The organism is Enterococcus sp. DIV1368f (genome assembly GCF_051712245.1).
GTDB classification, from domain to species: domain Bacteria; phylum Bacillota; class Bacilli; order Lactobacillales; family Enterococcaceae; genus Enterococcus; species Enterococcus faecalis.
On record NZ_JBIOON010000001.1, the window covers coordinates 1548295 to 1561102 of the forward strand.

The 12808-nt window shown below is 37.9% G+C and carries 14 protein-coding genes; 2 read left to right on the forward strand and 12 right to left on the reverse strand.

Annotation, left to right across the window (positions count from 1 at the left end):
• Positions 1–14: 14 nt before the first annotated feature.
• The 5 genes from pyrR to IGL07_RS07765 all read right to left on the reverse strand — a co-directional run bounded on the left by pyrR (position 15) and on the right by IGL07_RS07765 (position 4746).
• Entirely contained in the window at positions 15–554 is a 540-nt protein-coding gene (gene pyrR, locus IGL07_RS07745; protein WP_301280621.1) for a bifunctional pyr operon transcriptional regulator/uracil phosphoribosyltransferase PyrR, read from the reverse strand.
• 338 nt (positions 555–892) lie between these two features.
• Positions 893–1798 carry an RluA family pseudouridine synthase gene (locus IGL07_RS07750; RefSeq protein WP_002357408.1) on the reverse strand — a complete coding sequence of 302 codons (906 nt, stop codon included), beginning with the start codon at positions 1796–1798 and terminating at the stop codon, positions 893–895.
• Positions 1785–2261, reverse strand: a complete 477-nt coding sequence (gene lspA / locus IGL07_RS07755) for a signal peptidase II (RefSeq protein ID WP_002360174.1) — start codon at positions 2259–2261, stop codon at positions 1785–1787. The genes IGL07_RS07750 and lspA overlap by 14 nt, the downstream gene beginning before the upstream one ends.
• 5 nt (positions 2262–2266) lie before the next feature.
• Entirely contained in the window at positions 2267–2971 is a 705-nt protein-coding gene (locus IGL07_RS07760; protein ID WP_002360173.1) for a CBS domain-containing protein, read from the reverse strand.
• A 104-nt stretch (positions 2972–3075) separates the two neighbouring features.
• A complete protein-coding gene (locus IGL07_RS07765; protein WP_010817339.1) occupies positions 3076–4746 on the reverse strand; it encodes a formate--tetrahydrofolate ligase in 1671 nt (556 codons plus the stop codon).
• Between the two features lie 178 nt (positions 4747–4924).
• Here IGL07_RS07765 and IGL07_RS07770 point away from each other — a divergent pair, with 178 nt between their 5' ends.
• Positions 4925–5131: a cold-shock protein gene (locus IGL07_RS07770; protein ID WP_002357404.1), complete on the forward strand. Its 207-nt coding sequence runs from the start codon at positions 4925–4927 to the stop codon at positions 5129–5131.
• A gap of 104 nt (positions 5132–5235) precedes the next feature.
• On the opposite strand, the gene IGL07_RS07775 is transcribed toward IGL07_RS07770, so the two are convergent.
• Entirely contained in the window at positions 5236–5697 is a 462-nt protein-coding gene (locus IGL07_RS07775; RefSeq protein ID WP_002357403.1) for an EbsA family protein, read from the reverse strand.
• Between the two features lie 100 nt (positions 5698–5797).
• Between IGL07_RS07775 and IGL07_RS07780 the strand changes: the two genes are divergently transcribed.
• Complete coding sequence (locus IGL07_RS07780; protein WP_002357402.1) at positions 5798–6205, forward strand: ribonuclease HI family protein; 408 nt, start codon at positions 5798–5800, stop codon at positions 6203–6205.
• 129 nt (positions 6206–6334) lie between these two features.
• On the opposite strand, the gene ybaK is transcribed toward IGL07_RS07780, so the two are convergent.
• From ybaK to IGL07_RS07810, 6 genes are all read right to left on the reverse strand, one after another.
• Positions 6335–6850, reverse strand: a complete 516-nt coding sequence (gene ybaK / locus IGL07_RS07785) for a Cys-tRNA(Pro) deacylase (RefSeq protein WP_002393364.1) — start codon at positions 6848–6850, stop codon at positions 6335–6337.
• Positions 6847–7608, reverse strand: a complete 762-nt coding sequence (gene aroD / locus IGL07_RS07790; RefSeq protein ID WP_010817340.1) for a type I 3-dehydroquinate dehydratase — start codon at positions 7606–7608, stop codon at positions 6847–6849. Before aroD ends, ybaK begins: the two co-directional genes overlap by 4 nt.
• A 155-nt stretch (positions 7609–7763) precedes the next feature.
• Positions 7764–9548, reverse strand: a complete 1785-nt coding sequence (locus IGL07_RS07795; protein ID WP_010817341.1) for an ABC transporter ATP-binding protein — start codon at positions 9546–9548, stop codon at positions 7764–7766.
• A complete protein-coding gene (locus IGL07_RS07800) occupies positions 9548–11299 on the reverse strand; it encodes an ABC transporter ATP-binding protein (RefSeq protein ID WP_010817342.1) in 1752 nt (583 codons plus the stop codon). Before IGL07_RS07800 ends, IGL07_RS07795 begins: the two co-directional genes overlap by 1 nt.
• A 199-nt stretch (positions 11300–11498) precedes the next feature.
• A complete protein-coding gene (locus IGL07_RS07805) occupies positions 11499–11717 on the reverse strand; it encodes a YneF family protein (protein WP_002357397.1) in 219 nt (72 codons plus the stop codon).
• A 193-nt stretch (positions 11718–11910) separates the two neighbouring features.
• Positions 11911–12804 (reverse strand): deoxyribonuclease IV, encoded by an 894-nt coding sequence (locus IGL07_RS07810; RefSeq protein ID WP_010817343.1) that lies wholly within the window; start codon positions 12802–12804, stop codon positions 11911–11913.
• Positions 12805–12808 lie beyond the last annotated feature (4 nt).

The following is a 12808-nucleotide window of genomic DNA, read 5'->3' on the forward strand; positions in this document are numbered from 1 at the left end:
TTGTTCACTCCTTTTTATTCGTTTCCTTTACTGATCATAATACGATCTGCGCCGTCACGCTCTTCCATTTCCACAATAATTTCCTCAGTTTTTGATGTTGGAATATTTTTTCCTACATAATCGGCACGAATCGGTAGTTCCCGATGCCCACGATCTACTAAGACTGCTAAAGAGATTTTTCTTGGACGACCTAAATCCATAACTGCGTCCATTGCAGCACGAATGGTCCGGCCCGTGTACAAGACATCATCCACTAAAATAACTTCTTTACCTTCAATTGAGACTGGTACGTCAGAAGAATGTAATTCAGGTTCCTCCATATCTTTCACATCATCACGATACAAAGTAATATCTAATTCACCAACTGGCACGTCAATATCTTCTAATTGTTTTAAGCGTTCGGCTAGACGTTGTGCAATGTATATCCCACGCGTTTTAATTCCTACTAAAACAATGTCTTGAATTCCTTTGTTTCTTTCAATAATTTCATACGAGATTCGAGTAAGCGCTCGTTTCATTGTGACTGCGTCAACAACTTCTTTCTTTGGCATAATAATTTCCTCCTCATTTCTTTTTTATCTACGTCCTCGCTGTCTTGGGGTCAGCGATTCTTCCTTCAATTGAGCAGCTGAAAAATAAGTGGGTTTTTATTGAAATTGTCCTGTTATTTTTTCCAACAAAAAATCCTCCTACCCGTATGAGGATAGGAGGATGTTGGTTACAGTTTAAAAAGGTACAAGGGTACCATGTAGCCCACACAACTTACTAACTAAGCGCACCTAGTGTTCTTTTGCATGATTCCTTCTTAGCCTCACGGGACTAAACTTAAAGGTTACAGTTATTTAGTTATTTTTCTTCTTAAAAAAGAGTTTACCTCTTCTTCAGAAAAAAATCAATGATTATTTCTTAATTGGTGTAAAGTTTTTTCAAAAACTTCTGGTAAAGGTGCTTCAAAGACTAATTGTTCACCTGTAGTAGGATGTGTAAAGCCTAATAACTTCGCATGTAAAAATTGTCCATTGCCAGGCAATGTTTTTTTCGGTCCATATAACGGATCTCCAGCTAATGGATAACCGATATATTTCATGTGAACACGGATTTGATGTGTCCGGCCCGTTTCTAGTTGTAATTCAACTAAGGTAAATGCATCAAAACGCTCTAAAACAGTAAAATGCGTGACTGCTTCTTTACCGCCTTCAATGACCGCTTGCATTTTGCGGTCAACCTTGGAACGACCAATAGGCGCATTTATCTCTCCCTTATCGTGAGGAATAACACCGTGGACCAAGGCAACGTATTTACGTAACGATGTTTTTTCTTTTAGCTGTTTCGCTAATGATTCATGGGCTTGATCATTTTTAGCCACCATCAATAGCCCCGAAGTATCTTTATCAATTCGATGAACAATTCCCGGTCGCACCACATCATTAATCGCCGATAAGTGATCCGCATGATGAAGTAACGCGTTCACTAATGTACCCTTGGGATGCCCTGCCGAAGGATGAACAACCATGCCTTGAGGTTTGTTGACGACAATCACATCATTGTCTTCATAAACAATGGTCAAAGGAATATCCTCTGCTACCATATCTAGCACTTCTGGTTCAGGAATTGTTACCACAATTTCATCGCCTGCTGTAACTTTGTAATTTGCGCGGACCGTTTCACCGTTAACTGTTACGTGTTTTTCTTTTAACCATTGTTGAATTTGCGAGCGGGAATGATTGGGTAAATGTTCACTTAATACTTTGTCAATCCGGCCTTTTTCTGTTTGAATCGTTACGTTAATTTGTTCCATTTTTGCCTTCCTTTGCTGCTTTTTCATCTAAAATCAAATAAATAAATATACAAATAACGCCGACCACTAACGTACTATCTGCAACATTAAAAATAGGAAAATTCATAAAATCCGTTTGGAGCATGTCCACCACGTAGCCTAAACGTACACGATCAATAAAATTCCCAATGGCACCTGCTAAGACAAAAGATAAACCTACAGAATACCAGATACTTTTTTTATAATTCTTAATTAATAAATAAATAATCACGACACTAACAATTACTGTGATGACATAAAAGAATATCATCTTTCCTTCCAATAAGCTCCAAGCAGCTCCGGTATTTCTTAAATGGGTCAGCGACAAAAATCCAGGAATGAATTCTTTTGTTTCACCCAAAGAAATGTTTTGGACCGTCAAATATTTGCTCCATTGGTCAAGCCCTACTAATAAGGCACTGATTAAAAAATATACTACTAACAATCGCGTCATTCCTTTTCTCTATGAATACTTGCTAAATCTCTTGGTCGAACAATGCCTACTAACTCACCATTAGGATGGCCACTTTTACTAATAAGCACAGCTTCTAAGCGTGGCTGCTCCCGAAACATTTGTTCAACTTCAAAAACGGTTGCTTCAATTGAAACAAATTGATAGTTGCTGCGTTTATAATTTGATGCCAACAATTCTCGCACCGTTCGGTTGGCAATGTGAACTTCGCCTTTGGTGCTCTCAATGGCAAACCATACACCAATCCCTCGAACCGTGATTAATCCTTTAAATACACCTTTTTCATAAATCGGAAATTGAGAATATTGTTTTTTTGCAATAATCGTTAATAACGTTTCTAAAGAAGTGGTGATTTCAAAAGCTGTAACACGTTTCGCAAATTTAGGCACTACTTTTTCTGGTTTTGTTAAAGCTTGTTCAATCGTTTCAATTCGTTGAACCGCCCATTCGTTTGGCTCTGCAATTACAAAATCATCAGCAATTCGCTCATGAACAATGGCATTTCTTAACTGAGCCATTTGAAGCAAATCCTCTTCAAATTGAGCAATCTGTCCTTTTTCTTTTCGGGAAAGACGTCTTGTCATTTCACTGAATCCCATATTGACAGGATTGTTCAGTCTCTCTCTCATCCACTTTTCAATGCGATTAAAGTGTGCTAAAAATGTATCTGCTCGTTCCCCCATAGTCGTTGCTCCTTATAATAAACTACGCAATAAATTTCCGTCATTATTTTTTATTGAGCTACTTTCAAGTATATACTAAAAATAGGTCTCAGGAAAGAGCGGCTTTAAAAGAGACCGCTCGCTTGACCCGTTTCGTCCACATCCATATTTAACGCAGCAGGAACTTTCGGCAAGCCAGGCATCGTTAAAATGTCACCCGTTAACGCCACGATAAACCCTGCACCGATTTTTGGAACTAGTTCACGAATCGTAATCGTAAACCCTTCTGGCCGTCCTAGTTTTTGAGGATCGTCAGAAAGTGAATACTGTGTCTTCGCCATGCAGATTGGTAATTGATCCCAACCATTTTTTGTAAAGTCTGCAATTTGCTTTTGCGCTTTCGGAGAAAAAATCGCCTGTTCCCCGCCGTAAATCGTTTGTACAATGGCTTGAATTTTTTCTTCAATTGTTTGGCGAGGGTTATACAAATGTTGAAACTGCTTTGTATTGGCTTCAATCTCTGCTACCACTGTTTTCGCTAGATTCGTGCCACCTGCGCCACCTTGCGCCCAAACACTTGTTAACTCGACGGGCACGCCTAACGCTTGGCAAGCTTCTTTCAACAGTTGAATTTCCTTCTCTGTATCCTGTGTAAACTCATTAATTGCAACAACTACTGGTACATCATAACGTTGCATGTTTTGAATATGTTTTTCTAAGTTGGCAAAGCCTTTTTGTAACGCTGGTAAATTTTCTTCTGCTAACTGATCTTTCGCCAAACCGCCATGCATTTTCAACGCGCGAATCGTTGCCACAATCACAACGGCATCGGGTGCTTTTCCTAAAGAAGGTACTTTAATATCTAAAAATTTTTCGCCACCTAAGTCACCACCAAAACCCGCTTCTGTTACGACATAATCCCCTAGATGCAAAGCCGTTTTTGTCGCTAAAATACTGTTACATCCATGAGCGATATTGGCAAAAGGACCACCGTGAACAAAAGCTGGAGTTCCTTCAATCGTTTGAACTAAATTAGGTTTTAAGGCGTCTTTTAATAATAAAGTCAGCGCACCTGCCACGTTTAAATCTTTAACTGTCACCGGCTCTCTTTGGTCATTATACGCGATAATAATCCGACTTAAGCGTTCTTTTAAGTCCGTTAAATTTTGCGCTAAACAAAGAATCGCCATAATTTCGCTCGCCACAGTAATATCGAAACCGTCTTCTCTTGGTACACCTTGGAAAGGACCGCCTAAACCAACAACGACCTGTCTGAGCGCACGATCATTTAGATCCACTGCCCGTTTCCAAATCACCCGCCGAGAATCAATCTTTAATTCATTTCCTTGCTGTAAATGATTATCTAGTAACGCAGCTAAGGCATTATTGGCTGTCGTAATCGCATGCATATCACCAGTAAAATGCAAATTGATTTCTTCCATTGGTAATACTTGTGCGTAACCGCCACCTGTTGCGCCACCTTTAATCCCCATCACAGGACCTAATGATGGTTCTCTTAGGGCAATAACTGTTTTTTTATTGATTCGATTTAATGCATCTCCTAAACCAATGGTCACGGTTGATTTTCCTTCTCCTGCTGGCGTTGGATTAATCGATGTAACGAGGATTAATTTACCTTCTGGCTTCGCTTCTAAGGATTGAAGCGTTGGGAAATCTATTTTCGCTTTGTATTTTCCATAAAGTTCGAGCGAATCTTCTGAAAGACCGATTGTTTCGGCAATCTCTTGAATAGGTTTTAATGTTGCTGCTTGTGCAATGTTAATATCTGTCTTCATAACGGACCCCTTTTCAATTCTTTATCGTCTTTGTGACACATTGTTTCTTTTAAATTATAGCTTGTATTGAATAGAATGGCTAGAATAACCTTTTTTAAACAACCCAACCATTGACGTTTGGTAGCCTTTTCTCGTATAATGAAAGTGTCTTTACAAATCTAAAAGGAGCGTGAATTGGATGCAAAAAGGAATTGTCAAATGGTTCGATAACAGAAAAGGTTATGGTTTTATCGTTTACAACGAAGAAGATGAGATTTTTGTCCACTTCACTGCTATAGAAGGTGACGGATTCAAATCACTTGATGAGAATCAATCTGTAGAATTCGAGATAATGGAAGGCAATCGTGGGCTACAAGCAGCACATGTCAAAAAAATAGATAACTAAAAAAGCTGAACCAACAGCGCTTAGCTCCAAAAAGTAAGTAAACGTAGCGTTTGTTTCAGCTGATTATTTTAAGATTTTGAGAGTGGGTCACCAGTCGTTTCGACTTATGACTCACTCTTGTTTTTCTCTTCTTTTTTATGAAGGCCCAAAGAATGATCTTCTGCTACCTTCAATTCAGGCTTTTTTACCTTAAGTGCCTCAAGAAATAACGGAATCGTTTTCTTTTTCATTAAAAAGACTTTTGAACCTTCCTTAAATTCTGAGGAAAAAATTTCGATGCTTTTTTCATTGTAGGTTACTTTTTCTATCTGAGAAAGCGGAAGTGCTTTTTTGCGAAACCATAAAACATCTCTGACAATTAAAGATGTTTCTGTCATGTTAAAAGACCGCGCAATTCCTAGATAAGCAAACACAAAAAATGGAACCATCACCAGATTACTAATCAAGTAAGGACCATTATTTTCCAATGCTAAAATTAAACTAATAAATAATATACAAAATGTGCAAGACCAGTAAATAATTGTTGATGCTAATTCTGGCTGCCAATAGAATTTCTGTTTTTTCATAAAGTGCCCTCACTACTTCTGGATCAACGCCGCTAAATTTAAATATGTTATAATAGTAACATACTTTTTTTAAGAACAAAAAGAAATTAGGAGTAATTTTATGTTAAGAATTTATGTAGATGCTGCAACAAAAGGCAATCCAGGTGAATCTGGAGGCGGTATCGTTTACCTCACCGACCAATCGCGGCAACAATTGCATGTGCCTCTAGGCATTGTTAGTAATCACGAAGCCGAATTTAAAGTGCTGATTGAAGCTTTAAAACAAGCGATTGCCAATGAAGACAATCAACAAACCGTTCTTCTCCACTCAGATAGTAAAATTGTTGTCCAAACAATTGAAAAAAACTATGCTAAAAATGAAAAGTACCAGCCTTATTTAGCAGAATATCAACAACTAGAAAAGAATTTTCCTTTACTCTTAATCAAATGGCTACCTGAAAGTCAAAACAAAGCCGCCGATATGCTCGCACGGCAAGCATTACAAAAATTTTATCCCAATAAAAAGTAGCACTGTTTACTTAATGCTTTTCCTTTATTAATTTGATAATTAAACACGTGGAGCAAAAATCCCTAGTGTTTTTTGCTCCACGCTTAAAAACAGATAAACGGTTCTGTCTCAACCTCTTCTTATAACCACTTATTCTTCTGTCGTTATTCCCGCAAATTGTCCATTGGTTAGCGAAAGAATTGCTTCAGGCGCTAATTCAATTTGCATGCCACGTTTGCCTGCAGAAACAATAATTGCAGAATATTGTTGAGCTTCTTCAGCCAAATAGGTGGGAAATTGTTTTTTCATCCCAATTGGGGAACAGCCCCCACGAATATAGCCTGTGGTTGCTTCTAAATCTTTTAAGTGAAGCATTTCTACCTTTTTGTTGCCACTAGCTTTCGCTAATTTTTTCAAATCTAATTCTTGATTACCAGGAATGACAGCCACGACTGGACCTGTTTTATTACCTACTGTAACCAAGGTTTTAAAAATTCGTCCTTTTTCAATACCTAAACTTTCAGCGACACTTTCTGCACTTAAATGATCTTCACTCCAAGCGAATTCATATTCTTTATATGGTACTTTATGTTGTTCTACCATGCGCATCGCATTCGTTTTTTGTTGTGTTTTTTTCTTTGCCACTTTTTTCACCTTCTGAATCACTTGTTTTGTTCGAATGTCTTTAAATAATTTCTTAATACTTGTACGGATAGTTGGCCTGGTGCAGACGCTTGCTGGGCTGAGCCAAAAGTTAGTGCCGACCCGAACAGTTGACCTGTTACGCGACTAATCATCCCTAACTGTCCCATTGACATAGTAACAATTGGGACGGATGCATAATGGGTGTACATTTCATTGGTTGCTGAAAGTAACGTAAGTACATCTGTCGCATCTTGTGGCATCACAGCTATTTTACAAATATCCCCCTGACGCATTTGCATTTGGCGTAACCGCGCGACAATCTCCTCTTGCGACGGTGTTTTCTGAAAGTCGTGATTACAGAGAACAATTTTAATCCCCGCCTTTTTAGCTTCGTGAATTAACGTATCTGCCGCCAGCGGATTCGCAAATAATTCAATATCTAATAAATCCAACGCACCCTTTTTCACTAATTCATGATACAAAGCAAAATAATTTTCCTCAGAAAAAGCCATTTCGCCGCCTTCTTTTTGTGTACGAAAAGTTAACAATAACGGTTTTTGCCCCAACCGTTCCATTACTTGTTGTGAAAGATTACATACATCGGAAAAATCAGCGACATTTTCATAATAGTCTAAACGCCATTCCACCAAATCACAATCTAGTGTTTGGCTCGCCGTTGCTTCGGCCAAAATATCCTCGGCTGTTGGAGCAACAATGGGCACCACAATTTTGGGATTCCCTTCACCTATTCGCACATTTTTGACTATAACTGGCTTCACAGTTCCACCTAACTTCCTCGTTTGTTTTTCTCTCTTCATATCATACCATTTCTATTCTTTTTTGCAATTTAAAGAGCTACAAAGACACCTAGAATTAGGAATTTCCTAACACTAAATGCCTTTGTTTGGGTTATTTAACTCTTTCTGTTGTTACGTTAAACTTCCGTACTTTGTAACTGATACATATCCGCATAAAGGCCACCTTCTGCCAGTAACGTTTCGTGCGTTCCTCGTTCTACAATCTGCCCTTTGTCTAAAACTAAAATCAAGTTTGCGTCACGAATCGTCGAAAGGCGATGCGCAATCGCAATTGTCGTTCTCCCTTGACGCATTTTGGCTAATCCTTCTTGAATCAATCCTTCTGTTTCTGTATCAATATTAGCGGTTGCTTCATCTAAAACTAAAATTTTGGGATCAGTTACAATTGTTCGTGCAAACGAAATTAATTGACGTTGCCCGCTAGAATAACTCGCTCCTCGTTCAATAACTTTCGCATGATAGGTATTGGGTAACGTGTGAATAAATTTATCTGCCTGAACAAATTCCGCAGCCTGTTTAATTTGTTCATCTGTAATATTGGGATTCAGTAAACGGATATTTCCAGCAATATCTCCATAAAACATGAAAGCGTCCTGTAATACTAAGCCCATCTTTTCCCGTAATTCTGGCATGGGAAAATCACGAATATCACGATCATCAATTAAAATCTGCCCTTCATAAAATTCATAGAAACGCATGAGTACATTAATAATTGAACTTTTACCACTTCCAGTATGACCGACTAAAGCGACGGTTTCCCCGGGATTTGCGACAAAGCTAATATTTTTCAATACTTCGTTTTTGCCGTCATAAGAAAAAGTAACATTGCGAAATTCAATTTTCCCGCGAATAATTTCCCCATTCGCTCCTACTGATTGTTGCGGCGTTAATTCTTCCGTATCCATAATTTTTAAAATACGGCTACCTGCGACAATCCCATCTGTAAAGATACTTAGGAAGTCCATCATTTGTGTCATCGGATTAAAAAAAGCTTGGACATACGTTACAAAAGCATAAATCATCCCCGCTTCAACAGGTGAATGTAAAGCATCGATGCCAAACATAGTTAAGGCCAATGCAATCGCCAACGTATACAACAAATTAATGATGGGACTTAATAATAACGAATTCATACGAATCATTGCTACTCGTGTTTTTAAATAGTCATCATTGGTTTCTTCAAATTCTTTTTCCAAACGCTTTTCTTGGCGAAATTGTTGAATGATTTGCATACCAGAGATGTATTCATTTAGTTTGGTGTTTAATTGACTTAATTTTTCCCGCATACTGCGATATAATTTTGAACTAAATTTTTGGTAATACCAAATCACAACTAATAAAATTGGCAAGAAAATTAGACAATAAAATGAAATTTCTGGACTGAGTTGAAACATTGCAAAAAATGACGAGATTACGGCAAAAATTCCTGTAATCACCATTAGGAATACATACCAGAATTCAAACAATGTTTCTGTGTCATTTGTAACACGAGACACCGTCGAACCCGCTGGTGTTTGATCAAAATAACGCATACCTAAAGTGTGTAATTTTTCAAATAATTTCACTCGTATATATTGATACGTTTTTAAAGAAGCCATCGAATACAAATACCATTGGAAAAACCAAACAATACTTTTGACAATGACACCAAAGAAATAAATAGCAGCAAAAGTTAGAATCACTTGCATTGTAGCAGTTTTAGGCGTTAAATAATTATCCATAAAAACTTGAATGACTCTAGGCAAAAGAATATTGATAATTGATAAGCCAAATGCAAAGAGAATAGCTGTGTAAAACATGCGTCGAAACGGTTTGGCAAAACGAAACAAACGCTGAACAATCGTTAATTGTTCTTTCAGCGGTAACTCTCTGGACCATTCGGATTGATACTTTTCTTCCATTAACTCTCACTCCCTTCAATTTTCGCTTCTAATTGCTGTTTTTCCCACATCCGCTGATACCAACCCTTCTGAGCCAGTAACTCTGGATGCGTCCCCCGTTCAATAATTTTCCCTTCATCCAACACTAAGATTTCTTTTGCATGCATGACACTACTTAAACGATGCGCTGTAATAATAGTGGTTTTTTCTTGGCGCGTTTCTTTTAGATTTGATAAAATCGCCTCTTCAGTCTTCGCATCGACTGCAGATAAGGCATCGTCTAAAATTAACAATTCTGGTTCAACAATCAAGGCCCGTGCAATAGAAATCCGTTGTTTTTGTCCTCCAGAAAGCGAAACGCCACGTTCCCCAACCATTGTGTCATAGCCTTCAGGGAATGCTTTAATTTCTTGGTTAATAAATGCTAATTCTGCCGCTTGTTCAACTGCTGCTTGTTCCAAGTCTGGTTTAGCAAAACGAATATTATCTCGTACCGTCATGGAAAAGAGAAAGTGGTCCTGTGGCACGTATCCCATTGCACCCATCAATGCATCTAATGTGTAATTTTTAATGTTATGTTTTCCAAAGGAAATCGTTCCTTGGTATTGGTCATATTCACGCATCAACAACTTCAAAATAGTGGTTTTACCAGCGCCTGTTTTACCAACAATCCCCAAGGTTTCTCCTTCTTGCAACGAAAATTGGATGTTTTCCAATGCCACTGCATCTTCTTTTGGATAAGAAAAAGAATCAATCTTCATTGAAATTGTTCCTTGCGCCATTGTTTTGATGGCATCTTTTCGTTCGATAATATGCGTTTTTTCATGTAATAATTCGTTCACACGATCGTAACTAGCATTCCCACGTTCTAGCACATTAAATAAGCGCCCAATCGCAAACATTGGCCAAACTAGCATCCCAATATAGGCAATGAAAGAGACCAACTGACCTAAACTAATCGTTCCTTCCATGATGAAACGACCACCAATAATAATTGTCAAAACATAAGAAACACCAATAATCAGCGTAATAAACGGATCAAACAGTGCATCTAAAAAGTTCGTTCGTTTATTTTTGACGATAGCATCATCAATTTTCTCTGTAAAATCAGCAAGATCTTCTTTTTCTTGCCCAAATGTTTTAATGACTTTAATTCCAGTGATACTTTCTTGTGTTTTATCATTAATCGCTGAAAAAGCAGCTTGTGAATCTCGAAAGGCATCATGCAACTTAGAACCTAGAACTCGTGAAGTGACGGCTAATAAAGGCAGCGGTAATAAAGCGATTAATGTTAAGCGCCAATCGACAAATAGAACCATTGCGATAATCGTTGTTCCTCCCGTAATCACAGAGTCGGCAAACGTTAAAATCCCAGCTCCAGCCACATTTTGGATGGCATTTAAATCATTGGTTGCATGCGCCATCAAGTCACCTGTCCGATATTTCTGATAAAAGATGCTATCCATTTTTGTGAAATGATGAAATAATTGAGTCCGTAGCTCTTTTTCCAAACGAGCGGCACTCCCCCAAATATGCATCCGCCAAATATAGCGAAAAAGATATTGGGCAAGCCCAGCACCAACCAAGAGTGCAACCCACACGATAATTTTCGTTAAGCGAATTTCTTTGTTAACGATTTCATCTACAACGACGCCAATAACTTTGGGCGGGACTAATTGAACAAGAGCGACCATCATTAATGAGAAAACCCCAATAATATAACTTTTTTTCTCTTGCTTAAAAAACCAGCCTAATTTTTTGAATATGGACATTCAGTTGTCCCTCCTTTTACTTTGTTGTTCTACGAAGACTACTTTCGAGCTAGAAGGTTTCTTCGTTATTGTGTTGTTTTTGATTAAACGTCTCGCTCTTTTCCTCCTAGATTATCCTATTCTCCCGCAAAACAACAAAAAAACGGACTGAAAATCAGCCCGTTTTTACACTTATTCATGATTACCTGAATAACCTTTACTATTTTCCTTGGTTTTTCATTTGTTGCATCATTTGTCTAACCTTTTTCTCTGACGGTTTTTGACCCATTGATGCCATCATCATGCGTAACATATCCTCATTAACGGGAGGATTTTTTTTGAAATAATCTTGCATATATTTGCGTGCAAGGAAAAAGCCCCCTGCAGCGCCTACTAATAAAGCGATTACTGCGATTAATACTACCCAACCTGTTGCCATTGAAACTCTCTCCTCTCCGTATAGTTTTGCTCTCAATGAATTATTTTACTAGAAATAGCAAAAAAAGAAAAGTTCTTTTTGCGGGATTTCTCTTAAATAATGAAAAAAGTCTGATTTTTTTGCAAAATAGTGATTAAAAGTCAAAAATATACGCTCTTAAATGTCAATAGGACCTTTAAGAGCGATTGTTGCTTTAGTTTTGTCCTTGAATTTTTTCTAATAATTCTGGATCAAATCTTTGATTTTTTAACATCGCAATTTCAAAGCCGTAAGGGGCCTTTTTATTTTTTTTGTCTTCTCCGACATAAGGTGTTTCTAAAATTTTTGGTAAAGCAGTTAATTTTTCATGGTGAACCACACCGTTTAAAGCTTCAAAACCAATAGTGCCAAAACCAATATTGGCATGACGATCTTTATGTGAGCCCATAGGATTTTTAGAATCATTCACATGAATAACTTTTAAACGATCCAATCCGATAATTTTATCAAATTCAACTAATACGCCATCAAAATCATCTTTTACATTATAACCTGCATCATTAATGTGGCAAGTATCCAGAGTGACAGAAAGTTTATCATTTAGCGTAACTCCGTCAATAATCGCAGCTAGTTCATCAAACGTACGGCCGATTTCGGTTCCTTTACCAGCCATTGTTTCTAAAGCGATTTGAGGGATTTGCTCTTTCCACAAGACTTCGTTTAGACCTTTAACAATTTGTTTAATGCCGGCTTCTGGACCTGCACCAACATGCGCACCTGGGTGTAACGTGATTTGCGTTGCTCCCAACGCTTGTGCTCGCTCAATTTCTTGACGCAAAAAGTCTACGGCAAAACCGAAATTTTCCGTTTTGATTGTATTACCTAAATTAATAATATACGGGGCATGAACGACGATATTACTTAAATTGTGTTCTTTCATAAAAGCTTGCCCAGCTTCAATATTCATTTCTTCAATCGGTTTCCGGCGCGTGTTTTGTGGCGCGCCTGTATAAATCATAAAGGTTGTTGAGCCATAACTAGCCGCTTCCTCGGCAGAGCCTAATAGCATTTTCTTGCCACTCATACTAACGTGTGATCCTAATAACATGTGG